This window comes from Streptomyces sp. NPDC003077 (assembly GCF_040611095.1).
GTDB lineage: Bacteria > Actinomycetota > Actinomycetes > Streptomycetales > Streptomycetaceae > Streptomyces.
Genome location: NZ_JBEXNM010000002.1, coordinates 87,478 through 113,258, shown reverse-complemented (window position 1 = coordinate 113,258; position 25,781 = coordinate 87,478). Strand labels below are relative to the sequence as shown.

Genomic DNA, 25,781 nt, shown 5'->3' with positions numbered 1-25,781 from the left:
CCATCGGGCTCCGCCACCTTGCTCACCCCCGACGCTCACCCCCGACGAACGGTTACGCGCGCTGCTCCACCACGGCGGGTGCGTGGGTGGCGGCGAGGGCGGCAGCGGTCTCCCCGGGGTCGCTCCCGGCCCAGGCGACGTGGCCGTCGGGGCGGATCAGCGCGACGCGCACGTCCCGCCACGCTGCCGGGGGCTCGTCAACGGCTCCGGCGTGAAGTCGCAGCCCGGGACGCACCAGGTCCGTCAACAGCGCGGTGCCGTTCTCGGTGAGATCGAGCAGCAGATAACCGTCCGCGCGCAACAGGGAGAAGAGCCCACGGCCCGCGATCGTCAGATCCGGTGCGCGGGTGCCCGTCAGCGGGTGGGCGTCGGGATCGGTGGGCGGGTAGGTGACGGACAGGGCGCTGATCTGCCCGGCCAGTCGGTCGTTGACGGCGGGCAGCGTGCCGATCATGTCGCTGAACAGGGCCCGCAGGCTCCGGCCTTCGGGGGTGAAGGCGGTCATGAGGGCCGTCTGCGCGCGGGTGATCTCGGCGAGACGGATGCCGACCGGGTGGCGTTCGGCGTGGTACGTGTCGAGGAGGCCGTCGGCGGCCCAGCCGTTGAGGGTGGCGGCGAGTTTCCAGGCGAGGTTGGCGGCGTCCTGGATGCCGACGTTCATGCCGACCCCACCGGCGGGGAAGTGCTGGTGCGCGGCGTCCCCGGCGAGGAAGACGCGGCCCCGGCGGTAGGAGGCGGCCAGGCGGGTGGCGTTGCCGAAGCGGGAGAGCCACGCCGGGTCGCGCATACCGAAGTCCTCGCCGGTGATGGCGATGACGTTGCGACGCAGCTCCTCCAGCGTGAGGTCCCCGGGCCACTGGGTGGTGAGGTCGCGCGGCGTGATGCCGACCAGGCGGTGCAGGCCGCCGGGCAGCGGGACGGTGATGAGGCTGCCGGCCGGGCCGAAGGTGCTGTGGCCGAAGGGCGGGGGGCTGTCCAGGATGACGTCACCGAGCCAGCCGAGCACGGTGGAGGGCGTCCCCGGGTAGTCGATGCCGGCCGCGGTGCGTACGGTGCTCCGCGTCCCGTCGCAGCCCACCAGGTAGGCGGCGTCCAGGTGGTACGGGCCTTCGGGGCCGCGGACCTGGACGCGTACCGCGTCCGCTCCGTCGTCGAGACCGGTGACCTCGTGCCCGCGCAGGACGGTCGCGCCCAGCTCCAGGGCCTGCCGCTCGATCAGTTCCTCGGTGCGTCGCTGGGAGAGCGCGAGCGTGTACGGGAACGGGCCGGCCAGCCGGCGGAAGTCGAGGCGGCTGTCCAGGTTGGCGAAGTGCCCGCCCGGCAGGGGCATCCCCTCGTCGACGAAGGGCTGATGCGCACCGCGTGAGGCGAACGTCTCGATGGTGCGCGGGTGCACGGTCAGCGCCCGGGAGCGGTTGTCGCGTTCGGTGCGCCGCTCGACGACCGCGACGGAGACGTGCGCGCGCCGCAGCTCCGCGGCCAGCCAGAGCCCGACCGGACCGGCTCCGGCGATGACGACCTGATAGTCCATGAACTTTCCTCCCCTGTCTCTTGGCCGGCGACCTTCTTGGTCACTGACCAGGACTTACGAGGAGCAGTAAACTAGGTCAGTGACCAAGGCGCAAGCGAACGAAAAGACCACCGGCGGCCAGCTCACCCGCCCGGCCGTCATCCGGGCCGCGCTGGAGGTGCTCGACGACAAGGGCCTGGACGGGCTGTCCACCCGGGCCGTCGCCGAACGCCTGGACGTGCGCATGAACACCGTCTTGTGGCACGTCAAGACCAAGGCCCGGATGCTGGAACTGATGGCCGACGCCATCCTCGGCGAGATCAGCTACGCCGACCTCCCGTCCGCCGCACCGCAACGCGTACGGGAACTGCCCCGCCGCTACCGGCAGGCCCTCCTCGCCCACCGCGACGGCGCCGCGCTGGTGACCGGCACCTACACGGCCGAGCCCCACACGCTGCGGTACGTCGACCACCTCGTCGGCGCACTCCTGGAAACGGGCGCCGACGAGCGGCAAGCGGCCTGGACCTCATGGACCCTGACCTACTTCGTCCTCGGCCTCACCCAGGAGGAACAGGGCGCCCCCGACGCGGGTGACGACCGCCTGCCCCGGGCCGTGGAGGCTACGGAGTATCCGGCTCTGCGGCGGGTGGTGGGGCATCTGCTGCGGGGGACGTTCGATGAGCGGTTCGAGTTTGGGCTGGATGCGGTGTTGGGGGGGTTGGGCGCGTAGTTGGGCGGGTTGGGCTCGTAGTTGGGCGGGTTGGGCTCGTAAGGACTGCCCTCGGGAGGGCCCCCGCGACGCACACGATCGATCCGCCGACGCGCCCCGAGACCGCGGATTGCGTGTACCCGACCCTCCTCACGGCCGAAAGCCACCCGTCGAACCCCCCGCCCCATTGATGCACCGGCGCATCGTCGCTTCCAATGGCCTCGCCGGTGGCGGTCCGCTGTCGGTACGTCGGTGCATCGGTGGTCGGTGCATCGGTCCGTAGATCTGGGGACCCGTAGATCCGTGGGTCCGTAGATCCGCAGGCACATCGGTACATCGATGCGTCGATGAGTCGGTTACGACTGACCAGGGGGAAGGGGAGACGTGCGTCGATCACGAGCGCGCTCGGCCAGAGCGGGGACGGACAGAGAAAGAGCCTCAAGGACACCAAGAGAATCAAGAGCATCCAGGGCATCCAGAGCACCCAGGGGTGGGATATCCGGTGCGGCGGCGCTGATCGGCGCCGCCGCACTTGTTGTTTCGCTGGTGCCGGGCGGTGTGGCGGCGGCTTCGCCGCCGAGCCCGGGGGAGGTGGTGCCGGGGCAGGACACGGCGACGCCCGCGCTGGTGGAGGGGATCCGGGAGCAGGCCCCGGCGGCGGCGAACGCGGCGGGCGCGGCTCGCGCGTACCTCGCGGACAAGCGGGACCGCTACCGGATCGCGGCTCCGGAACGCGACCTGACGCCGCTGCGGACGACGACGTTCGCGGGCGGACGGGAGACCGTACGGCTCCAGCAGAAGCACCGGGGCGTGCCGGTGCTGGGCGGCCAGTACGTGGTCCGGATGGAGAAGAAGGACGGCGAGCGGGTCGTCACGGGTACGTCCGGCAAGTACTTCACCAAGCTGCGGACCGGCACGACGGCCCAGGTGGACGAGGCGCTGGCCGTCGAGCGTGCGGTCGACGCCGTCCTGACGGAGCTGGAGAAGAAGAATTTCTCCGTGGCCGGGAAGGGCGACGGCGAGGAGGGCGCGCCGTCGCTGAAGGGCACCTCCCGCGGGCTGGTCGTCCTGCCGCTGGGCGCGGGGGTGCTCACCCGGCACGTCACCGTACGGGGCACGGACCCGGCGGGCGGCGAGCCGGTGCTGCGCGAGGTCTACATCGACGCGCGGGCCGGGTATCCGGTCCTCCAGTACAGCGGCATCAAGACGTTCGGCGATGCGGGCGAGGCGGGCGGCGCGTCGAGCAAGCCGACCGTCAGCAAGGCGGCCGAGGCCGGTAAGGCGGCCGAGACCGGTAACAAGGGCCCCGTCAGCAAGGCAACCGGGGCCGTCACCAAGGCAGCCGGGGCCGCCACCAAGGCAGCCCGGACCGGTAACGAGAACGCCCCGGCGCGCCGTGTCGCGGAGCCCGCGCCCAAGGTGCCGGGCTCCGGGGTGCGGCTGGACGGGAAGACCGTCGAGCTGGAGGTGACCCACGACGAGTACCGCGACACCTACGTGCTGCGCGACAGCGCCCGGATGCAGAACGGCAGCGGCAACCCGCTGGACACCTGGGACGCGCGCGGCAAGTGGGTCGGCGACGTGGCGGGCCAGTGGCCGTCGGACATCCTGGAGTTCAGCTCGCCGACCCCGGCCTTCGGCACGGAGGCCACCGAGTCGGGCGCGGTGGACGCGCACTGGGCCGCGGGCCAGGTCTACGACTACTTCAAGAAGAAGCACGGCCGCGACAGCCTGGACGGCCACGGCATGGCCATCCACTCCCTGGTGGGCGTCACCGACTACGGGCAGCCGTACGTCAACGCCTTCTGGGACGGCCAGAAGATGGTGTACGGCAGCGGCGACGCCGAATACAAGCCGCTCTCCGCGGGGCTGGACGTCGTCGGGCACGAGATGACGCACGGCGTCATCGAGCACTCCGCGGGCCTGGTCTACGCGGGCCAGTCCGGCGCCATGAACGAGGCGATCGCCGACTACTTCGGCAACGCCATCGAGAACGACGTCTACGGCATCCCGACGGACAGCCCGGACTCGGGGCTGCTGGGCGAGAACCTCTGCCGGACGAAGACCCCGCGCGAATGCGCCTTCCGCGACCTGAACGACGGGCGGAATACGGCCAAGTCCTTCCTCGGCGTGGGCTTCGGCACCGACAACGGCGGCGTCCACCTGAACTCCACCATCTTCGGCGGGGCGCTGTGGGACGCCCGCGAGGACCTCGGCGCCGAACTCACCGACAAGATCGTCTACAAGGCGGTCACCGAGTACCTCACCCCGCTCGACGGCTTCACCGAGGGCCGGGCCGCCGTCCTCGCCGCCGCCGAGGCCCTCAAGGTCACGGCCAACGACCAGAAAGCCCTGCAGCGTGCCTTCAACGCCCACGGCATCGTCCCCGGCTGGGAACTGGCCCTCGGCGTGGACTCCGACGTGCTGCTCGACCGCGTCAACACCACCGCCTCGCACATCGGCTCGGGTGGCGGCTGGTGGGTGGCGTCCAAGTCCAACGAGGAGGGCTCCGAGCCGTACTCGGTGTGGGCCGGCCGCACGGACGGCACGGGCTCGCTGAAGCTGATGAGCCCCAACGACGGTCGCTACCACGTCAACCCGGCCACCGACGGCAAGTGGGTGGTGTGGCAGGCGGTCGGTAACGGCTCCGCCGAGATCCTGGCCAGGCCGCTCGCCGGCGGGCCCGTCAAGAAGTTGTGGAAGAGCCGGAACGTGGGCTCCACGGTGGACGTCGACGGCGACCTGGTGACCTTCGAGTCGAGGCCGCGCGCGGGCATCCGCTACGTGAACTACCTGCGGATCAGCGACCCGACGCAGGTTCAGAGCATCGGCGGGGGCAGGTACCGGCGGACGTACTTCCCGACGGTGAACGACGGCAAGATCGTCTACCAGGAAACGCGCCGGGTCCGGGCCACGTACGAGAACAACACCTGGCTGCTGGACGTGGCGACGGGCGAGTACAAGCTGATCCAGAAGACCCCGTCGCGAACGAGCCTCGGCCCGACGGCCATCAACGGCAAGCACGTCTTCTGGCTGATCGACGAGGTGCAGAGCAACGGGAACACCACCCTGCGCCGCGCCGACCTGGACGGCTCCCACATCGTGGACCTCAGCCCGGAAACCGGCCCGGACGCGCTGAACTTCTCCGACGTGACGGCCTCCGAGACCGCGGTGACGGGCGTCGCCCGCGTACCCCTGCCTGAACTCACCAACGAGGCGCTGTCCAAGCTCTGGCAGTTCACGACCGACGGCTCGTCCCCCGGCGGCGCCGTCCACCGGACCCGCGTCTCCTGCAACCGCGGCGAACAGCTCTCCGCCGCCGCGGCCTCCGGCAACCAGGTGATCTGGCTCGACGCGACCACCGGCATCAGCGACGTCGTGACGCGCACCCGACCGGCCGGTAAGTGCGGCTGACCGGATCCCGCTCCCTCCCTCAGCACCAGGCGGCCCGCCGGAGCGATCTCCGGCGGGCCGCCGCGGGTTTCAGGGGCCGATGGCAGGTGGGTGCACGCCCGCGGCTATTCGTGTCCGGCCCGGTATCCGTCCGACGCCGTTGGTGCCGAATCCGCCCATGCCGCTGCCCCGGCTTGAACCTCACGCGGCGTGGGGAGTGGATCGGCCGGGAGCCGGGAGCCGGGAGCCGGGAGCCGGGAGCCGGGGCCGATCCGCCGGACGCCTCCGGAAGGGAGCCCGCCCGCATCCTCGCGGGGACCCCGGTCTCCCCGTCCGTCAGCAGCGCACCGTGGCTCGGGCGCGGGCTGACAACCGAAGCGGCGGGCCCCACAGAGAAGCCCGTCGTCCGCATCCGGATGCCGGCCGCGCCCGATCCGCCATGAGCGGCGCGCGGGCCGGTACTACGCCCGGCGGGCGGGCCGGTACGACGCCCGGCGCGCGGGCTGGTTACTACGCCCGGCGGGCGGGCCGCGCGCGTTCCCTGGGGTTGGCGAGCACGTCGTACGGGTGCGGCAGCGGACGCTCGCTCGCCGCGGACAGGCGCGCCTCCTGCTCCGGCGTCAGCTCCCAGCCGCACGCACCCAGATTGTCCGTGAGCTGTTCCAGGGTGCGCGCCCCGATGATCGGCGCCGTCACGCCCGGGCGCTGAAGCAACCAGCGCAGCGCCACCTGGGCCGGGGTGCGCCCCGCCTCGTCGGCGACCGCGAGCACCGCGTCCACGACCCGCCACGTCTCCTCGGTGTCCCGGTCCCGCCAGCTCTCGCGGCCCTGCCGCTCCTGGACGGCCGCCTCGCGCGAGCCCGCGGGCGCGGCCGTCATGCCGCGCCGGTACTTGCCCGAGAGCCAGCCGCCCTGCAACGGGCTCCACGGGATGACCCCGACGCCCTCCGCCTCGCTCAACGGCAGCAGTTCCCACTCCAGTTCCCGCGCCAGCAGGTTGTAGAGCGGCTGCAGACAGACGAACGGCTCCCAGCCGCGGAACCGTGCCACGTCCAGCGCCTTCTGAAGCTGCGAGGGCGTCACGCTGCTCGCCCCCAGATAGCGCACCTTGCCGTCCCGTACCAGCGTGTCCAGCGTGGACAGCGTCTCCTCGATCGGCGTCTCCACGTCCCACATGTGCGTCTGGTACAAGTCGATGTAGTCCGTGCCGAGGCGGCGCAGACTGCCCTCGACGGCCGTCAGGATGTGCTTGCGGCTCAGCCCCGACGCGTTCCCGCCGCCCTCGCCCATCGACCCGAACACCTTGGTGGCGACGACGAGTTCGTCGCGATTGCCACGGGTCTTGAGCCAGCGGCCCAGGATCTCCTCGGACGCGCCCTGCCCGTAGATGTCGGCCGTGTCGATGAAGGTGCCGCCCGCCTCCGCGAACGCGTCCAGCATGCGGTGCGACGTCACCTCGTCCGCACCGCTGCCGAACGTCATGGTGCCCAGGCACAGCTCACTGACCCGCAGCCCCGTCCCACCCAGGAATCGCTGCTCCATGATCCCGTCCCGCTCCTCACGTCGACTGATGGGGCCACTTAAGACGTGAGGGGTGGCGGGGGCAACGGAATTTCGGGGTCTGGGGGGTGCGGTGGGGGCGGTGATCGTTGGGCTGGGGACGGTGATCTGCCGGGGTGGGTCGGGCTCGTGAGCCGGAGCCTTCGGGCCTAGCCGAAGCCTTCGGGTGGGGCCGGAGTCTTCAGGCGGAGCTGGAGTGTCTTCAGGCGGAGCCGGTTCCGAGTCGGTTCAGGCGGGCTTCGAGGCCGTCGAGGATGCGGGCGAGGCCGTAGGTGAAGTTCGCGTCGCGGGTTGCGGCCGGGTCCGTGGTCTTGTGGTGGGTGTAGCCCTCGCGCAGTCGGGGGTACTGCTGGGCGGCGGCTTCGGCGGCCGGCCAGAGGGTTGTGACCTGTTCCTGCTCGCTGACGCCTGTGCGGGCCAGCTTCGTCAGCCAGGCGGCTTCGCTGGTGGCCGTGCCGGTGACGTAGGCGAACAGCATGCCGACCACGTTGTCGGCCTCGTCGAGGGGGAAGCCGGCGCGTTCGAACATGGCGAGCAGACGGTCGGTGAGGCGCATCATGTTGGGGCCGAGGTAGGCCATGCCCATTTCGCCGAGGACCGAGGCGATCCACGGGTGCCGCAGGATCAGGGCGCGCAGGCTCTGGGCGAAGGCGGCGGTGTCCTCGCGCCAGTGGGCGGCTTCCTGGGACGCGGCCAGGTCGAGTTCCCCGTAGACCTCGTCGATGACCAGTTCGATGAGTTCGTCCTTGTTGGCCACGTGGCGGTACAGCGAGGTCGCGCCCGCGCCCAGCGATGCGCTGAGCTTGCGCATGCTCAGCGCGTCGATGCCCTCCGCGTCCAGCAGGCGGACGGCCTCGGACACGATCTGTTCCCGGCTCAGCGCGCGCTGTTCGCGCTGTCGCACCCACACCGAGGGGACCTGCTTCGATTTGCCGGCCGGCACCCTGGCCATCACCTTGGTCTCCTTGTCGCTCCGAGCTGTGTTTTCACCGTATCTCTCCCAGTGCCGGGTGCTGACGGACACCCTGTCTCGTTCCGAGCGCGACGACGACCACCGGCGTCACCGGGCCCGCCCCGCTCACGATCGGTTGTCAGGAGGTCTTCGGCGCCGCCCGCATGCCGATGTAGACGCACCCCGTCCCGTCGGCGAGGGTGGCGAAGACCACCGGCATCCACGCGGCGCTGTAGGCGCCGCTGCCCGGACCGGCGAAGACCTTTTCGCCGACCGGCACGAGGTCCATCACCAAAGGCTCCGAGAAGTCCTTCATGCCGCCGACGAACTCGTACACGAGGTGCGCGGTGCCGTCCACGTCGGTCACGGTGATGCGGACGCCTTCGCGCTCGTACGTACCGACCAGCGGCGCGATGGCGACGGCCGGCGGCTCGGCGGGCGGGGCGAAGGGTTCGGGCATCCGCACCCGCGCCAGGCTTTCGAGCAGCTCCGCGAACAGGTCCTCGTACATCTGCCGCGCCCCGCCGCCGTTCGTCAGCAGGACGAGCGCGACACCGGACTCGGGCACCACCCGCAGGAAGCCGTACTGTCCGATGGAGGCGCCGTCGTGGCCGAACCCGGGCGTGCCGTCCCAGTCGTAGAGGGTCCAGCCCAGGCCCCAGCCGTCCGCGCTCACCGTCCACTTGTCCGGCACGTCCACCTCGCGCCGCCGCATCGCGGCCACGCTCCGCGTCGACAGCAGCCGCGTCCCGTCGGGCGCGAGGCCGCCGTCCAGGTGCATCCTCGCCAGCCGGGCCACGTCCGCGGCGCTGGCCAGCACCCGTCCGTACGGTCCGGCCGAACGCGGCATCAGGTCCCACGCGGGCGCCGGGACCGGCTCCTCGCCGGGTTCGCCGAGGTGCCCCATGGCGGTGCGGAAGGCCAGCGCCTCTTCGGGCAGCGTCATGGTGCCGGTCAGCCCCAGCGGCGTCAGCAGGCGGCTCTTGAGGGCCTCGTCCCAGGTCTGTCCGGTCAGTACCTCGATGATCCGGCCGAGGACGTTGTAGCCCAGGCTGCTGTAGGAGACCCCGGTCCCGGGCGGGCAGTCCAGACCGACGTTCCGTGCCGCGGCCACGTAGAGCTCCAGGCAGTCGTCGCCGCGCCCGGAGTCGTAGGTGAAGTCGCAGGTGAGCCCGCTGGTGTGGGACAGGAGTTGGCGGATGGTGATGGTGCGGGTGGCCGCCTCGTCCGCCGTCGCGAACTCCGGCAGGACGCTGATGACGGTGGTGTCGAGGTCGAGGAGGCCTTCGTCCACCAACTGCATGATCAGCGTCGCCGTGTAGGCCTTGGCGAGCGAACCGAGCTGGAAGACGGAGCCCGGCGCCGCCTCCACACCGGTGCCCCGGTGCAGCACACCGCTGGCCAGCTCGTGGATGTGGCCGTCGGCCAGCACCGCCAGAGTGGCGCCCGGTACGTGGTACTTGGCCCGCAGCCGGTCGAGCCGGGCCTGCCAGTGGTCGACGTACAGCTTCCGCCCCCCGGTGGCGACGGACCCCCAGTCGCCGCTTGCCTTCCAGTTGCCTTCGGTGTCCCAGCTGGTGTGCTTCGACGACATCGACGTCTCCCTCGTCGGTGTGCGAACGGGGTGCGTGTGTACGGCGTCCCGCGTACAGTGTTCGCGTCTTGCGCACACCGTACGCAAGGGGGTGGGGTGGTGGCAAGGGTGGGTGGTGTGCGGGGGGTTGGCTGCCAGTTGCGGTGGGGGCCGGAGGGGCGGCCGTGGTGAGGGCCGGGAGGGTCGGCGGCGGTGGGGGAGGGATCGGCCGCGGTCGGGGCCGGAAGGAACGGCCGCGGTGGGGGCCGGGGATCGGTCCCCACCGCGGCCGGTGTGCTACTCCGTCATCGCCAACGCGACGAGGCTGTACGCCTTCTCGTCGCCGAAGGTCAGCCGGGTATCGGCGCAGGTGATGAACAATCGCCCGCGGTTGACGTAGGGCTGAGCCGAGATGCTCATGCGCTTGTCCACATCGGTCGGGTACTCCACGACGGTGCGCATGGTGCCGTCCTTGGCGAACTCCACCAGTTGCGGGTTCAGGTCGCCGCCGCGGTTGGTGAGGTAGGCCTGGAGCGGGCCGCCGGGGGCCGCGGGGAGCGGGAAGAACTTCTGCTTCGGGCCCGGCTTCGTCTTCCACAGCAGTTTTCCGCTGTCGAGGTCGTAGGCCGCGATGATGCCCTTGTCGTCGCCGTCGAGCGCCGAGAGGAGGAAGGTGGAGCCGACCGTCACCGCCTCCGGCCACGGGCCGCTCTCCTCGTGCGACCGGACGTACTTGGCGGGCGGTCCCCCGGCCAACGTGCTGCGCACCTTGCCGGTGGCGTCGTCCAGAGCGAGGAGCCTGGTGGTCTGCTTGTAACCGGTGTCGTGTAGCAGAACCACCGGCGAGGTCGAGATGATCTCCGGGCTGCTGGAAAAGAGTGGTTCCTCGCCGGGCTCGCCCGACTCCAGGCGGTACGTCCATTTGACCTTGCCCGTCGACGGATCGATCGAGGACACCTCGGACCACCACTTGCCGATCACGGTGTGCGAACCGCAGCTGCGGTACCGGATCAGCGCCGGGCCCCCGGTGTAGACACCAGGGCCACAGTCCTCCGTGACGGCCGCCTTGGGGTCCCACGCCAGCCGGCCGGTACGGGCGTTCAGGGCTGTTATGTCCTTTTCCCCGAAGATCACCGCGACGTCCCCGGTCCGGGCGATCTGGATGCCCTTCTTGAAGCCCTTGTGCCACAACTCCTTGCCGGTGGTCAGGTCGAAGGCGGCGACTTGGTTGCAGCCCTGCTTGACGCCGTAGGCCACCATTCCGATGTTTCCGGTGGAGAGCTCCGGGGCGCTGCAGGTGCTCTGGGCGTCGCCGGGCAGCGCCGTGGCCCACAGTTGCCGGCCGGTGTCCCGGTCGTACGCCTTCAGGCCGTCCCGCAGGGTTTGGACGACGGCGTTGCCGGCGAACCAGGTGCCGCGGGTCTGCGCCTCCACCAGGGCGCCCTGCTTCGTCTGGGCCTCGATGCTCCACAGGACCTGGCCGTCGTTGCCGGAGAGCAGGTACCAGGTGCCGCCGCCAGCGCCGACCAGCACGAGCAGGGCGACGACCATAAGGATGACCAACGACGCCTTGCTCTTCTTCTTGGGAGCCGGGGCCGGGACGGGGATCGGAACGGGGGCTTGCGGGTACGCGGGGACGTGGGCGTGGGCGGACGGCGGGCCGAAGCCGGGCCCGGGCCCGGTGCCCGGCGGGCTCGCCGGGTAGCCATAGCCGGGTGGTGGGCCCTGCTGGGGGTAGCCGTATCCCGGGGGAGGCGCGGCCCCGGTGGGCGGCGGTCCGAAGCCCTGCCCGGCACCGGGCGGCGGCACGGCCCCTGTCGGCGGCGGCACGGCCCCGGCGGGAGCGGGCGCTCCTGGGGGCATGGGCGCACCGGTGGGCGCGGGAGCACCCTGTGGCATGGACGCACCCGGCGGTATGGACGCACCCGGGTAAGCACCCGGAGGCGCGGGCGTCCCTTGTGGCGGCGCGGGTGGGCCCGGAGGTGCCGGTGGCCCCTGCGGCACGGGTGGGCCGGAAGGCCCAGGCGCCCCTTGCGGCATGGGTGGGCCGGAAGGCCCGGGTGCCCCTTGAGGCCCAGGCGCCCCCGGAGGCACGGACGACGGATCGTTGGAAGGCGGCTGCGGGGTCGTCACTGAACGCTCCGTCTCACGTAGTCGGCCCAGGCGCTCGCGAACGCGGACTCGTCCATGCCGAGCACCTTCTGGAGCTGTTGGTCGAGGTGCTTGGGGTCTTGGTAGTGGCTGCTGACGAGGTCGAAGACGCCCTCCTCACCTCGCTTCTCGGCGACGAACTGCACCGCGAGGGAGCTGAGGGTGTAGTTCTGCGAGACCGTCCGGCCCAATTGGCCCTCGAAGTCGTTCTCGGGGAGTTCGCCGTCGAACTTCATTCCCCGCAGGCCGCGGGTGGAGGCGGCGGACAGCGCGGGGTCGAAGCGGCTGGAGACCCACTCGGCGAACCCTTCGACCACCCAGGTCCGGGGACCGTCGTCGATGTTGAACATGCCGTATTTGCCCTGGTCCAGCGGCTGCATCAACGCGTGGGCGACCTCGTGGTGGGTGATGTCGCGCACGCCGCGCTGCCACTGCGCGGACGTGAACCTGCCGGAGGAGGTGTCCATCTTGATGCGGGCGCCGCCGAACTGCAGCTCCTTCGCGTCCCGCGAGCCCACGGTGGCGGTGAAGGTGGGCATCGGCACGCTCGCGCCGGCGTCCCAGCCCGGGTCGTCGCCGTTGCTGGTGTACAGCGTCGCGTAGGTCTTCCGGTCGGGCTCCAGGACGAACACGAAGCCCTGCGGGGACGGCGCCTCGGACGGCGCGTGTCGCTGCCACAACTGCACGTCGTCCCGCGCGGACTGCTCGACGATGGGCGCGAAGCGCCGGGCGTCGGCCGCGTTCTTGCTCGCCGAGATCGTGATGCTGTGGTCCTGCCGCTGGACGAACATGTCGTCGTAGACGTCCCAGGCCGCCGGGTAGTAGACGAACCCCTTCTCCCCGTACGCCGAGGGAGAGCCACCGACCTTGGTGATCTGCGGCGCGGCCTCCTTGGAGGCACGCTTGATGGTCCACCGGTACCACTCCGCCACCGGCGCGACATCCACGTTCTCGATCTTGTGGACGAACGCGACATCGAGGCCGATGGTCGCCCCGTCCCCGTACTCGTTGCTCCCGCTGCCGCTCTGCTCGACCACCTGGTACTCGGCGCTCGCGAACGGTATCTTCCGCAGATTTCGGTAGATCTTCTGCTGCTCGGTGCGCGCCTGGCCGCTGAACGGCTTCAGGAACGTCTCCTCGTCCCCCGCCTTCAACGCGCGGGTGCGGCCGTCGAGCAGCGCGGTCACGTCGTCGTCGCCCAGGAGCTGCTCACCCTTGGAGTCCCCGCCGGCGGCCGACGGCAGCGAACTGCCCCCGAAGGCGTTGAACAGCGCCGCCCCACCGAAACCGACCACCGCGAGGACGGCCAGGACGACCACCCCGATCACCGCCCGCTTCAGGCCCTTGCCCTCGGCCTGCGGCGCGGGCGCCGGCACCGGAGCCTGCGGCCCGGGCGGCGGGAAAGGAGCCTGCTGCCCGGCCGCCGGAAAGGAAGCCTGCTGCCCGGACATGGGAAACGGGGCTTGCTGTCCGGGCGGCGGAAACGCGGACTGCTGCCCGGCCGGTGGAGGCGGGGACTGCTGCCCGTGCGGGGGGTACGCGGCCTGCTGCCCGTGCGCGGGGTACCCGGGCGGCGGGACGGCACCGTACGGACCGGCTGGAGGCGGCCCGGCCTGGGGGGCCGGACCGCCGTAATGCGCTGATGGACCCACCTGGCCGGCAGGGGGAGGGAACCCGGGCGGGGAATCCGGTCTGGAGCCGGTCTGTGCGGGCGGAGCGTTATCGCCTTCCGCTCGCGATGAGCCGTTCACGGATTTCGTCTTCCTTTCTTACGACGAGACACGGACCCCGAATCCTGTCACACCGCCCTTTCCCGCTCCGGCCCCATCGGCACACCGTCAGCACGCCATCGGACGCCATGCGTCGGCACCATCCGGATAACGCGCGAGTGCCGGCTCGTTCCGCCCTACCGAAACCACCCAATGCGCCCGCGCCCCGCATACCACCGCCCCAACAACGCAAATCCAACGGCAGCCACGGAAACTGACACCGAACCACGCGCGGTTACTGACACCCGAGCGCGCGGATACGGACACCCGAGCGCGCGTGGAAACGGCCACCGGAGCCGGAGTGCGCGCGGATACGGACACCCGAGCGCGCATGGAAACAGCCACCGGACCCGGAGCGCGCGGATACTGGCACCCGAGTGCGCGCGGATACAGCCACCAGAGCCGAAGCGCGCGCGGATACAGCCACCGGAGCCGGAGTGCGCGCGGTTACTGACATCCGAGCACGCGCGGAAACAGCCACCCGAGCCGAAGCACGCGCGGAAACAGCCACTGGAGCAGCACCTGCGGAACGGATGCGGCAGGTCCCGCGTTGGGCTGTGAAGTGGGGGCGTGGGCTGTGAAGTGGGGGCGTGGGCTGTGAAGTAGGGCGTGGGGCCGAGAAGTGAGATGTGGGACGAGTCGCGATGCGACGAGAATCCATGCCGAACTCCTCGCCGAACTCCTCCCACACAATGCTCAATTCCTCGATGCCGGGCACTGGTTCCCGTCCTCTTCCCGCCCTCCCTTACCGTCTCTCGGCATCTCGAAATCCAGCAGAAAGGAACAATGCACCCTTTCCTGGCGTTCCAGGATCTCTGGAAAACGGCGCCTCGGCTGACCGCTGACATGCGGTCGTAGCCCTGGCCCTGCTCGCGGCAGGCTTAATTCCCCGGCGCACCGGCGTTTTGCTGAAAGCGAGAGCGGGACGGGAGCCGCGACCTACCGCCTACCCGCGATACGCCGTCGCCCGCTCCTGCCCGAGCTCCCGATAACGATCCGCGAGCGCGTGGAACGCCTCCTTCGGTTCCCAGGGCAGGGCGGGATAGGTGCGCGCGGAGGCGGGGATGCCGCTCCGCTCGTCGAGCATCTTGACGATGCCGTAGGAGGCGAGATCCGGGTCCGGCCCGGGGGAGTGGTGAGGCGTGCTGTAGCCGCCGAAGCTGAACCAGAAGAGGGAGTCGACCCCCTCCTCCTCGAAGACGGGCAGGAGACGGTCGAGGTAGCGGACCTGTTCGCCCTCGTCCCGCACCAGATCCGGCTTTAGGGTGACGCCGTCCGGCTCCATGGCCAGGTACCACCCCGCGCCGCCGTAGTCGCCCGCCCCGCGGTAGGTGCAGCAGCCGACCTCCGTGATCGCGACCGGCTTGCCGTGGGCGAACTCCTTGGGCAGGTCCTCGCGGTAGGTGGCGGCGTTGCGCAGGCTGTGGAAGTGGTTGAGGCCGACGATGTCGAACGGGGCCCAGTCCACGCCGTCCAGCGGGTTGGAGGCGTAGCCGAGGAGGCCGCCGAAGACGGGCCGTACGGCGGCGACGACCTCGGCGAGGAACGCGTTGACGCGCTCGGGTACGACCTTGACGGCGGCCTCGCGGTCCGGGCCGGCCAGGACGGGGATGCGGTCGTTCAGGGTGTCGCCGGGCAGGTAGCCGCGGGCGAAGACGCTCAGTTCGCAGCCGGTGACCAGGCGGACCTCGGCACCGTCCCGGCGCAGCCGTTCGGCCCGCTCGGCGCAGTCGACGAAGTACGGGAGCATCTGCTCGTTCGTCATCTCGCAGGGAAACGGCGAGAACCAGACCTCCAGGCCGGCGGCTGCGGCGTGCCGCGCCGCGATCTCGATCCGGTCCGGATCGCCACCGGTGACGCGGACCGCCGTGCAGTGCAGGTCCTCCGCGATGACCCGCATCTCCCGCTCGACGACGCCCGGGTCGAAGACGGGGCGGGAGGTGTCGCCGTTGGGAAAGGTGCCGGTGTCGTAGTGAATGCCCTTACCGCGCATGCCGATGCCTCCAATAAGAGTCACTGTGCATCTTATGGTGGACGTTAAGATACATGACGTGTCTAAAGAGTCCACGCGCAGGCGTCGCCGAGGCCCCGAACTGGAAGCCGCGCTCCTGAAGGCGGCATGGGACGAGTTGGTCGCGGTCGGCTACGAACGGCTGACATACGAGGCCGTGGCCGACCGCGCCGGCACGAGCCGCCCGGTGCTCTACCGCCGCTGGCCGTCCAAACGCGAACTGGCCCTGGCCGCCCTGCGCCACCAGGCACCACCCGTACCGGACAGCCCTCCCGACACCGGTGACCTGCGCGGCGACGTCCTGGCCCTGCTGAGCTTCGTCATCAAGCGGATGCGGGAACTCGCCCCCGTCCGCGAGGTCCTGGCCGCGGCGCAGGCGCAGGTGCAGGCACAGGGGCAGGGAGACGGACAGGACCAGGAGTCGGAGCTGTCCGCCTACGTCGCGTCGCGCAACCGGGACCCGGGCCGCGACTGGATGCGGACGGTGCTGGAGCGCGCGGCCCGGCGCGGTGAGATCGAGGACGCCGACCTGCTCCCCGACCGGCTGGTCACACTCCCGGTCGTGCTGGTCGTCCACGATCTCTTCGTGGCCCGCCGCACCCCGGCGGACGCCGATCTGGAGGAGATCGTGGACCGGGTGTTCCTGCCGCTGGTCGTTCGGGGGAGGGGAGACCGGGCCTGAAGAGGGGGCCGCCGGAAACTCGCGTGCCGGCCGCGCCTCCGACCGGGCCGGGACGCGGGACGCCCCGGCCCACCCCCCTCACGTGCTCTTCGGACGCGCCCGTACGTGCATCCGCTCGCCCTGGGGCCCGTACAGGGCTAGCCATTCGACGGGCTGGTCCCCGGCGTTGGCGATGCCGTGGGGGACGCGGGTGTCGAACTCCGCGGCCTCGCCGGCGGTGAGGACGAGATCGTGGTCGCCCAGCGCGAGAAGCAGACGGCCGGAGAGGACGTAAAGCCACTCGTACCCCTCGTGGGATCCCTGCTTGGGGCGTCCGGTCCGGGGGGTCTTCGGGGCGGGGAGAATCTGCTTGTAGGCCTGCATGCCGCCGAGCTGCCGGGTCAGCGGGATCCACGTCTGGCCGTGCCGGGTGAAGGGGCGCGGGTGGATGCGGGGGTCGCCGGTCTGCGCGCCGACCAGCTCGTCCAAGGGCACCCGGTGCGCCTCGGCCAGCGGGAGCAGGTGTTTCAGCGCCGGCTCGCGCTGCCCGGACTCCAGCCGGGACAGGGTGCTCACGGAGATTCCCGTATCCGCGCTGAGCTGGGTCAGCGTCGTCCCGCGCGCCTGCCGCAGGGCACGCAGACGCGGCCCGAGAGCGGTCATCACCTGATCGAGGCGCTCGTCCTTGTTGTCCTTGTTGTCCTTGTTGTCCTTGTCGTCCTTGGATTCCTTGTGCCCTTTGTCAGCCATGCCTCCCATTTGCTGCCGCGGCAAAGAACTTTGTCAATTCGAGAACGCCGCGCGCACTCTGCACCTCATACCAGGAGGTGGCGCACATGAGTGAGCACGCAGAACAGGTCGCAGAACAGAACGCGATACAGAACGTGGGACCGCACGCCGGACAGAACGGCGGACAGAACCCCGGACAGAACAACGCCGGACAGAACGGCGGACCGCAGCCAGGGCAGCCCGCAGGACAGCACCCCGACGGACGTACGGCGGCCGTCGCCCCCCTCGACGGAGACCGGCGTTACGACGTGGTGGTGATCGGCGGGGGTGCCGCGGGGCTGAGTGGGGCGCTCACCCTGGGACGGGCCTGGCGGTCGGTGCTCGTCATCGACGGCGGCGAGCCGCGCAACGCCCCGGCGGACGGGATCCACGCCTACCTCGGCCGCGAGGGCAGCCCGCCCGGCGAGCTGCTGGCGGACGGACGCGAGGAGGTGCGGGCCTACGGCGGAGAGATCAGGCGCGGCCACGTCGCCACCGTCGAACGGGACGACGACGGGCTGACCGTCCGTCTCGCGGACGGCGGCGCGGTCCGCGGCAGGCGGCTGCTGGTCGCGACGGGTCTGGTCGACGAGTTGCCCGAGGTGCCCGGCCTGGCCGACCTGTGGGGCACGGACGTCCTGCACTGCCCCTACTGCCACGGGTGGGAGGTCCGCGACCGGCCCATCGGCGTGCTGGGGACCGGGCCGCTGGCGGCGCACCAGGCGCTGCTGTGGCGGCAGTGGAGCCAGGACGTCACCCTCTTCCTCCACACCGGGCCCGAGCCGAGCGACGACGAGTACGAGCAGTTGGCCGCCCGCGGCATCGCGGTGGTGGACGGCGAGGTCACCGCGCTGGAACAGGAGGGCGGCCGGCTCTCGGGCGTACGGCTGGCGACCGGCACCCGCCTCGCCTGCCAGGCACTGGCCGTCGCCCCCCGATTCACCGCCCGCGCCGGCTTCCTGACAGGCCTCGGCCTGGAACCGGTGGAGCAGGAGATGGCCGGCACGGTGATCGGCAGCTACGTCGAGGCCGACGCCACCGGGCGGACCGCCGTACCGGGGGTGTGGGTGGCCGGCAACGTCGCCAACATCCTGGAACAGGTCATCGGCTCCGCCACCGCGGGCGTCCGCGCCGCGGCGGCCATCAACGCCGACCTGATCGCCGAGGACACCCGGCACGCCGTCGCGGCCCGGCGGGCCGACGGAGGCGTCTCCTCGCAGGCCGTGCGTTAGGAAAGTCCGCCGACTGGAACCGAAGCGGTATCGCCGCGGGACCCTGTGGTACGGACGGCCGAGGAGGGAACTTAACCGGTTCGAGCCGGAGTGTTGTGTGGCAGGAGGAAAGCCCATAACCTCGCTGTCGATCGCCGAACGCGCGGGCCGACCGGTCCGTGCCGTTCCGCGAACTCGGAAAGCTGCGCGACCATTCACGCGGTGAGTTCCCGACGAGTCCCGCGGCCCGGCACGCCCTCCGCCCGTCGCCGTACCGCGGAACTCACCGGGAACTCACCCAGAACCAACGGAAACCCACCGGGGATCACCAGGCACCCACCAGGACGCCACCGGGAACCACCAGGCACCCACAGAGGATCCCCAGCTTTCGTAAACCGTTCCGCACGGCACCATTCCACGCAGCACCATTCCACTTAGCGCCACTCCACTTAGCGCCACTCCGCGGGGACCCGGAGCACATCCCTCAAGCACATCACTCACCCACCGTCGACGGAAATGCCGGACGCGGGTGACGCCGTACCCCGCCGCGTGCGCGTACCGAGTCGGGAGCGAATCGGGAGCAAGGGATGACAAGGACGACGAGGATGAGAAGAACGGGAAGGGCCGGGAGAACGGGAACGGCCGGGAGAACGGGAACGGCCGGAGGAGCGGGAAGAGCCGGAAGAATGGGAAGATTACGGGCCGCCACTGCTGGCCTGCTGCTGGCCCTGGCCGCCTCGGCGCTTGCCGCGCCGGTCACCGCCCGGGCGGCCGAGCCGGCGCCCGGATTCCGTGTCGAGCACGGCCGACTGCTGGACGCGAACGGCAACGACTTCGTCCTGAGGGGCGTGAACCACGCCCATGCCTGGTACCGCGACAAGACCGGCCGTGCGCTGGCCGACATCAAGGCGCTCGGTGCCAACTCCGTGCGCATCGTGCTCAGCACCGGCGACCGCTGGACGAGGAACGACACGGCGGACGTCGCGGGCGTCGTCGAGCGGTGCAAGGCGAACCGGCTGATCTGCGTCCTCGAAGCGCACGACACCACCGGCTACGGAGAGCAGGCCGGCGCGGTTTCCCTGGACCGCGCGGTGGATTACTGGACGCAGGTGCGGGACGCGGTGAAAGGCCAGGAGAAATACACCATCCTGAACCTCGGGAACGAACCGCACGGCAATTCCGGATACGCCGCTTGGACAGCCGACACGTCACGGGCGATCAGCCGCATGCGTGCCGCCGGATTCGCGCACACACTCATGGTGGACGCCCCGAACTGGGGCCAGGACTGGTCCTTCACCATGCGTGACAACGCCGCGGCCGTCTTCGCCGGAGACCCGCGCCGGAACACCGTCTTCTCGGTGCACATGTATGGCGTCTACGACACCGCCCAAGAAGTCCGCGACTATATGAACCGGTTCGCATCCAGCCGACTCCCTCTCGTCATCGGCGAGTTCGGCGACGCCCATTCGGACGGCGATCCCGACGAGGACACCATCATGGCCACCGCCCGGCGACTCGGCCTGGGCTATCTGGGCTGGTCCTGGAGCGGCAACGGCGGAGGCGTCACCTACCTCGACATGGCCACCGACTTCACCGCGAGCCGACTGACCCCCTGGGGCCGGCGTGTCTTCCACGGCCCCGACGGCATTCGGCAGACCGCCCGCGAAGCAAGCGTCTTCGGCGGTCGGTGACTTCCGAGAGACCGATACGCCGGGGGCCCGTCCGCGTCCGTCCATGCCCGCCCACGTCCGTCCATGAAGGACTTCCCCGCTCCACCTACCCCCGCGGCGCCGGCCCCGTGGACCCCCGCGGCGTCAGCGAAGGCGTCGGGACCTGAAGGGAGCCGTTCTGGGAGCCGGCGAGGATCTCGAACAGGGTGTGGGCGACCTGTGTGCCGAAGTGGTGTACGTCGTGGCTCATGGCCGACAGCGGCGGGTGCGTCAGGCGGCACAGCTGCGAGTCGTCCCAGGCGAGCAGGGACAGGTCGTCGGGGACGGCGAGGCCGAGTTCGGCCGCCACGGCGGCGCCCGCGACGGCCATGATGTCGTTGTCGTACACGATCGCGGTCGGCCGGTCGGGCGAGAGCAGCAGGCCACGGGTGGCCCGGGCGCCTTCCTCACCCGCGAAGCCGGTGGAGACCTGCCGGTGGTCTTCGAGGCCGAGTTCACGCGCCGTGGAGGCGAACGCGGCGGCCCGGATGCCGCTGTGTCCCAGTTCCGCCGGGCCGCCGACGCGGGCGATGCGGCGGTGGCCCAGCGCGGCCAGGTAGCGGACGGCCTCGGCTGCCGCCGTGGCGTCGTCCGTCCAGACCGATGGGAAGGGGCCGGTCAGGGACGGGTGTCCCACGGCGACCGCGGGCAGCCCGAGGGCCCGCAGCGCCGGGACCCGGGGGTCGTCCCGGTGGAAGTCCACGAGAATGGCACCGCCGATCACCTGACCGCGCCACCAGTTCTCGTACAGGGCGATCTCCTCGTCGAGGTCGCGCACCAGACGCAGCAGGAGCGCGCACGACCGTTCGGCCAGGACGCTTTCGATGCCGGAGATGAACTCCATGTAGAAGGGTTCGAGGCCGAGCAGCCGGGCGGGCCGGCAGATCGCCATGCCGACGATGTCGACGCGCCGGTTGGAGAGGTTGCGGGCGGTCTGGTGCGGAGCCCAGCCCAGTTCGCGGGCCGCCGCGAAGATGCGTTCCCGGGTGGTCCGCGACACGCCCGGCTTGTTGTTGAACGCCATGGAGACCGCGCCCTTGGACACCCCTGCCCGCGCCGCGACGTCGTTGATCGTGATGCGTTCGGAGGGCGGCTTCACACCACGTCCACACTGAACAACGAAGCCCGGACCGCCTCGGCGTCCGCGGTGCCGCAGCCGCCGACGCGGATGCGCGTCCGTTCGCCGGGCGGCAGGGCCGGCAGCCCGCGGCCCGCACTCGCCCCGGGGGCGAGGCGGTCGGGCCGGAGGAGGGTATCCCTCGCCAGGGTCTGTGCGCTCACCACGATGTCGACTGTATCGCTGTGCCCCGGTACGGGCTCCGGCAGGACGCCGAACCGCGGCCGGGCAGAGGTGAACTCCTCGCCGGGCACGGGGAAATGCGCCGCACGCGACCCGTCCACGTCGGCGACCGGGAACTCCCGGCCGGGCCGAACTCGGCGACGAACCGCGGCAGCGCACTCGGCGACGAACCGCGGCACCCGAACCGCAGCACCCGAACCGCAGCACCCGAACCGCAGCACCCGAACCGCAGTACCGAGTCGCAGCACCGAACCGCGGCACCGAGTCCCGGCACGCGACGTAATCCTGCCGGTTCCGCGCTCCTCACCTCCCAGGAGTGCTGTGTGCCCTGCGCGCGCCGGGTCGTTGGGGTGGTGCGTGCGGAAGAAGGCCGGCGTCATCGCGCACGAGCGCCTGACGGAGAAGGGCGGCCCCACCACCACGAACCGGAAAGCGTCCAAGGCGCCGCGCGCACATCAATGTCAACACATGAGGGCAATGTTCATTTCATGTACATGCCATGGCGCGTACAACCGGCGGTAACTCTTCACATGCGGAAGAGAAGCTGCCGCACGCACCCGTTCCCGATACCAAGGAGCATCTTCGTGCCCACCTCCCGCATACGACGGTCGAGCGTCCTGACCCTCGTCACCGCGCTCGCGGCGCTCGTGGCGACGGCGCCCGCCCAGGCCCACTCCCGGTCCGGCGGGCTGCCCGGGATCACCCCCCGGGCCGAGACCCCCGCCCTGTACGACGACGAGGCGGGCGGCAACGCCGACGCCGACGACCCGGCGATCTGGCGCGACCCCGCCGACCCGGGGCGCAGCCTGGTCATCGCCACGGCCAAGAAGGGCGGCCTGCGGGTCTACGACCTCGACGCCCGGCAGGTCCAGGCCCTCCCCGCCCCGGCCGGGCCGGGCGCCGGGGACGCGCCCGGCCGCTTCAACAACGTCGACCTCGTCCACGGGCTGCGGCTGTCGACCGGCGCCGCCGACCTGGCCGTGACCAGCGACCGGGGCAACGACCGGCTGCGGTTCTACCGCATCGACCGCGACCGGCCCGGAGGCCCCCTCACGGACATCACCGACCCGGCCGCCGCGCCGGTCTTCTCCGCGAACCAGGAGGAGATCAACGAGCAGCGCACCGCCTACGGACTGGCCACCTGGACCGACCGCGCCACCGGCCGCGCCTACGCCCTCGTCAGCCGCCGCGAGACCACCGGCATCGCCCTGCTGGAACTCCAGCCCACCCGCTCCGGCACCGTCGGCTACCGCAAGGTCCGCACGCTCGACCTGCCCTCCTCCTTCCGCCTGCCCAACGGCTCCTCCTGGTCGCCGTGCGCGGAACCGGGCGAACTCCCGCAGGTCGAGGGCATGGTGGTGGACCCCGACAACGGCACGCTCTACGCGGGCCAGGAGGACGTCGGCATCTGGCGCCTGCGCGCCGACCTCACCGGCACCCCCGTCCTGATCGACAAGGTCCGTGAGTACGGCGTGCCCGGCACCTACGACGAGGCGACCGAGGAGTGCACCCGGGGCGCCGACCCCGGCTACGGCGGCAAGCGGATCAGCGCCGACGTGGAGGGCCTGACCCTGATCACCGAGCCCGACGGCGACGGCTACCTCCTCGCCTCCAGCCAGGGCGACAACACCTTCGCCGCCTACGACCGCGAACTGAGCGACGACAACGAGTACGAGGGCGGCTTCCGCGTCACGGCCGCCTCCACCACCCTCGACGGCTCCGAGGAGTGCGACGGCGCCGCGGCCCTGAACGCACCCCTCGGGAAGAAGTACCCGCACGGTCTCCTCGTCGTGCAGGACGGGAACGACACCCCGGGTGTGGGCGAGCGCAAGGCCACGGGCTTCAAGTTCGTCGACCTCGGCAGCGTCATGGACGTCCTGAAGGACTGACCCGAAGCCGCGCGCGACGCGTGGGCCCGCCGGGGCCGACCGCTGCCCCGGCCGACCCCGCGGGGACCACGCGGCCCGGGGCCCCGCCCGCCGGTGTCGCGCGCGGCGTGCCGGGCCCCGGCGCACGGGCGGGAGAAGGGCGGCGCGTGCCCTCCTCTCCCGCCCACGCCCCCCGTGCCGGGGACCGGCTACAGCCGCCGGGATCGGCTACAGCGCCGGGCTGGCTACAGCGCCGGAGTCTGCTACAGCGCCGGGTACGCGTTCCTCAGCAGCTCCCGGAACTGGGCCGGGAACCAGTGCCCGGACAGCGGCGCGTCCGGCAACGCGCCCGAGCGGTGGTAGTTGTTGCGCGGATTGCCCTCGTACGTCGGGTCACACATGCGGTCGAAGCCCTTGCCCTCGTTGTTGGGTATCTCCCGGCTCGACCCGTCGGACTCGCCCGGCGGCTTCATCCACACGTACGCGTCGATGCCCGACGCCGGAGCCGTCCTCGGACGTTCGCCCAGCCCCGCACCGGCCTGGTTGCACCAGTTGCCGACGTGTAGCCGGCGGTCGTAGCGACCGCCGTCCACGAACGCGTCCACGTTGGTGCGCGGCCCGGGGCCGGTGGGCCGGGCGCTGCCGCCCCAGCCGTTGCGCGAGGTGTCGATCAACATGCCGACGTCCGAGCGGAACCCGGAGCGCACCAGCTCCTGCCGGAACGCCTGGGCGAACGACTGCTCGTCGGCGTAACGGTTCCAGTCCACCCACTTGGACTCGCGCACCGACCGGCCGGCCACGGTGTCCCCGAGGGAGAAGTTGTCCTCCTTGAGCGCGCTGTAGTTGGCGGTGTTGGTGATGAAGCCGTGCACCTTGTCGACCGTGCTGCCCTCGGCCGTCGCCGCCTGGTGCAGCAGCCGCGCGGAGGCACCGAAGTTGTCGTCCCAGCCGATCCAGCCGTGGTGTCCCGCGTCCACGTAGTTGTAGACGTTGGGAACCGCGCCCAGCTTGTTCAGCGCGTAGCCGACGCCCTTCACGTAGTTGCCGTTGGCGAGCATGGTGTCGCACTGCGGGGTGGCGGTGGGACGCCCGCCGGTGTTGGTGACGAGGTTGGGCAGCGAGTCGATCTCGACGGTCGTCACGATCCGCAGCGACGCGTACTTCGGGTCGGCGAGGATCGCCGCGATGGGGTCGATGTATTCGGTCCGGTACCGGCCGATCTCCGTGGGGCCCAGTTCGCCGTTGGAGGCGAGGGCCGAGCAGTCGCGCCCCGGCAGGTTGTAGATGACGAGCTGGACGACGAGCGGTCGGCCCGCCGCCTGGCGCAGGGCGGTGTCCAGGTGGCCGCGCAGGCCCAGCGCGCCGCCGGTGCCGTTGATCGTCGCGATGCGATCGAGCCACACACCGGTCGGCTGGTCGGCCACCTTGCCGCCGCCCGGTTCGGCCGCGGCCTTGGCCGACCACTCCGGGTTCACGTAGACGCCGGCCCCCGCGTACGGGTTGTCGACACGGACGGTGGCCGCGTGGGCGGTGCCGCTCAGGGACCCGGCGGTACCCGTGGCGGCGACCAGCATCGCGCAGGCCGCGAGCGCCGCGGTCCGGACGCGGTGCCGTCGTTCGGGGAACTGTTCAGCGGTGTGTCTCATGCGAGGGTCTTCCTTTCTCGGTTGGAACGAGCCATGACAGACGGGTCGATGGACGGATGGGTCGATGGACGGGTGGATGGATGGACGGGCGGTTCGACTCAGGACGCGCGGGTAGTCGCGCGGCCCGGTGTTGAAGGTGGTGACCGCGCCCGTGTGATCGCGGATCGACGCCGGGCCCGCCGCGCGCTCCCGGGTGTTCGGGGGCCGGGCGTTCCGGGTGGTGTGGTCATCGGCGGAGGGAGCCGGGGCGCGGGCCTTTCGGCCGGGCCCGGCGGGCCGGTGGAAGGGACGGCGGCCACGGCGGCGAACGGCGTGATCACCGCCGGGAGGTACCGTGCGGCGGACTGCGCATGGGCGACTCCTGGGTCCTGCACGAGCGGTGCGGCCCGTGCGGCGGTTGGAATCGCTCCCACTGGTGACGCCGGAGACTAGCGACAAGTCCCCGGGAAATACAGGGGGTTGGCGCGTTTATCGTTCGGTGCGACGCGGCGTCCATTCGATGCCCGCTCTTGACGGTGGGCTGATGTCCCCCGATGCTTGGGAGCGCTCCCACTGGTCTCACGCAAACTCGTACGCGGAACCGGAGTCACACCACGCCACGCGTCTCGGTACGGAAGAAGGGCGGTACGCCGGCCCCCGCGCCGAGGTGCTCTCAATGCCGTGCCAGGACGTCACCCGCTGAACGCGCCGCAGAAAGCTGCTGGTCAACTAAAGCAGTTCAGTGATGACGGTGCCAGACCTGCACGAGGGGAGGAGAAGTAACGGACCGCACGCACCCGCGCGAGAACCCAGGCAGGACGAACGGAGCTGCCGATACTGGCGCCCCACGCGCTCGCGAGTGGCCTCGGTGACAAGAACCGCCCTCGCCGCGAGCGACACGGCGAAGCACTGAACCGGTTTTTCCCCGAGCCTCGTCACAAAGGCCTTGCCTACCCGTTCTCCCCTCCGGTCCGACGGGAAGAAAACGCCCCGCCACCTACTCGCCCGCCC

At 71.1% G+C, this 25,781-nt stretch carries 17 protein-coding genes; 6 read left to right on the top strand and 11 right to left on the bottom strand.

Annotated elements, in window-relative coordinates; all coding sequences use genetic code 11:
- Positions 1–52: 52 nt before the first annotated feature.
- Positions 53–1,531: an FAD-dependent monooxygenase gene (locus tag ABZX96_RS01795; protein ID WP_355536125.1), complete on the bottom strand. Its 1,479-nt coding sequence runs from the start codon at positions 1,529–1,531 to the stop codon at positions 53–55.
- 79 nt (positions 1,532–1,610) lie between these two features.
- On the opposite strand from ABZX96_RS01795, the gene ABZX96_RS01790 reads away from it, so the two are divergent.
- Positions 1,611–2,240, top strand: a complete 630-nt coding sequence (locus ABZX96_RS01790) for a TetR/AcrR family transcriptional regulator C-terminal domain-containing protein (protein WP_355536122.1) — start codon at positions 1,611–1,613, stop codon at positions 2,238–2,240.
- A 570-nt stretch (positions 2,241–2,810) separates the two neighbouring features.
- On the top strand, positions 2,811–5,633 hold the full coding sequence (locus ABZX96_RS01785) for a M4 family metallopeptidase (protein ID WP_355536694.1): 2,823 nt from the start codon (positions 2,811–2,813) through the stop codon (positions 5,631–5,633).
- 489 nt (positions 5,634–6,122) lie between these two features.
- Here the strand turns inward: ABZX96_RS01785 and ABZX96_RS01780 are convergent, their stop codons facing one another.
- The 6 genes from ABZX96_RS01780 to ABZX96_RS01755 all read right to left on the bottom strand — a co-directional run bounded on the left by ABZX96_RS01780 (position 6,123) and on the right by ABZX96_RS01755 (position 15,610).
- Complete coding sequence (locus ABZX96_RS01780; protein ID WP_355536119.1) at positions 6,123–7,154, bottom strand: aldo/keto reductase; 1,032 nt, start codon at positions 7,152–7,154, stop codon at positions 6,123–6,125.
- 220 nt (positions 7,155–7,374) lie between these two features.
- Positions 7,375–8,124: a TetR/AcrR family transcriptional regulator C-terminal domain-containing protein gene (locus ABZX96_RS01775; protein WP_355536116.1), complete on the bottom strand. Its 750-nt coding sequence runs from the start codon at positions 8,122–8,124 to the stop codon at positions 7,375–7,377.
- Between the two features lie 139 nt (positions 8,125–8,263).
- The gene (locus ABZX96_RS01770; RefSeq protein ID WP_355536113.1) at positions 8,264–9,718 is read right to left on the bottom strand and encodes a serine hydrolase domain-containing protein; all 1,455 of its coding nucleotides are present in this window, start codon (positions 9,716–9,718) and stop codon (positions 8,264–8,266) included.
- Positions 9,719–9,994: 276 nt separating this feature from the next.
- Positions 9,995–11,560 carry a PQQ-binding-like beta-propeller repeat protein gene (locus tag ABZX96_RS01765; protein WP_355536110.1) on the bottom strand — a complete coding sequence of 522 codons (1,566 nt, stop codon included), beginning with the start codon at positions 11,558–11,560 and terminating at the stop codon, positions 9,995–9,997.
- 266 nt (positions 11,561–11,826) lie between these two features.
- Positions 11,827–13,299, bottom strand: coding sequence for a hypothetical protein (locus tag ABZX96_RS01760; RefSeq protein WP_355536107.1), 1,473 nt, complete (start codon positions 13,297–13,299; stop codon positions 11,827–11,829).
- Positions 13,300–14,563: 1,264 nt separating this feature from the next.
- On the bottom strand, positions 14,564–15,610 hold the full coding sequence (locus tag ABZX96_RS01755) for a hypothetical protein (RefSeq protein WP_355536104.1): 1,047 nt from the start codon (positions 15,608–15,610) through the stop codon (positions 14,564–14,566).
- Between the two features lie 58 nt (positions 15,611–15,668).
- Here ABZX96_RS01755 and ABZX96_RS01750 point away from each other — a divergent pair, with 58 nt between their 5' ends.
- Positions 15,669–16,310 carry a TetR/AcrR family transcriptional regulator gene (locus tag ABZX96_RS01750; RefSeq protein ID WP_355536101.1) on the top strand — a complete coding sequence of 214 codons (642 nt, stop codon included), beginning with the start codon at positions 15,669–15,671 and terminating at the stop codon, positions 16,308–16,310.
- A 78-nt stretch (positions 16,311–16,388) separates the two neighbouring features.
- Here ABZX96_RS01750 and ABZX96_RS01745 read toward each other — a convergent pair whose 3' ends face one another.
- Positions 16,389–16,952, bottom strand: coding sequence for an XRE family transcriptional regulator (locus ABZX96_RS01745; RefSeq protein WP_355536692.1), 564 nt, complete (start codon positions 16,950–16,952; stop codon positions 16,389–16,391).
- A 173-nt stretch (positions 16,953–17,125) separates the two neighbouring features.
- Here ABZX96_RS01745 and ABZX96_RS01740 point away from each other — a divergent pair, with 173 nt between their 5' ends.
- The gene (locus ABZX96_RS01740; protein ID WP_355536098.1) at positions 17,126–18,289 is read left to right on the top strand and encodes an NAD(P)/FAD-dependent oxidoreductase; all 1,164 of its coding nucleotides are present in this window, start codon (positions 17,126–17,128) and stop codon (positions 18,287–18,289) included.
- A gap of 665 nt (positions 18,290–18,954) precedes the next feature.
- Positions 18,955–19,959 carry a glycoside hydrolase family 5 protein gene (locus ABZX96_RS01735; RefSeq protein WP_355536095.1) on the top strand — a complete coding sequence of 335 codons (1,005 nt, stop codon included), beginning with the start codon at positions 18,955–18,957 and terminating at the stop codon, positions 19,957–19,959.
- An 85-nt stretch (positions 19,960–20,044) separates the two neighbouring features.
- Here the strand turns inward: ABZX96_RS01735 and ABZX96_RS01730 are convergent, their stop codons facing one another.
- Both ABZX96_RS01730 and ABZX96_RS01725 read right to left on the bottom strand, forming a co-directional pair.
- A complete protein-coding gene (locus ABZX96_RS01730) occupies positions 20,045–21,076 on the bottom strand; it encodes a LacI family DNA-binding transcriptional regulator (protein ID WP_355536092.1) in 1,032 nt (343 codons plus the stop codon).
- Positions 21,073–21,261, bottom strand: a complete 189-nt coding sequence (locus ABZX96_RS01725) for a hypothetical protein (RefSeq protein ID WP_355536089.1) — start codon at positions 21,259–21,261, stop codon at positions 21,073–21,075. Before ABZX96_RS01725 ends, ABZX96_RS01730 begins: the two co-directional genes overlap by 4 nt.
- 600 nt (positions 21,262–21,861) lie before the next feature.
- On the opposite strand from ABZX96_RS01725, the gene ABZX96_RS01720 reads away from it, so the two are divergent.
- Entirely contained in the window at positions 21,862–23,166 is a 1,305-nt protein-coding gene (locus tag ABZX96_RS01720; protein ID WP_355536086.1) for a phytase, read from the top strand.
- A gap of 242 nt (positions 23,167–23,408) precedes the next feature.
- Here ABZX96_RS01720 and ABZX96_RS01715 read toward each other — a convergent pair whose 3' ends face one another.
- Positions 23,409–24,791, bottom strand: a complete 1,383-nt coding sequence (locus tag ABZX96_RS01715; protein WP_355536083.1) for a glycoside hydrolase family 6 protein — start codon at positions 24,789–24,791, stop codon at positions 23,409–23,411.
- Between the last annotated feature and the right edge of the window lie 990 nt (positions 24,792–25,781).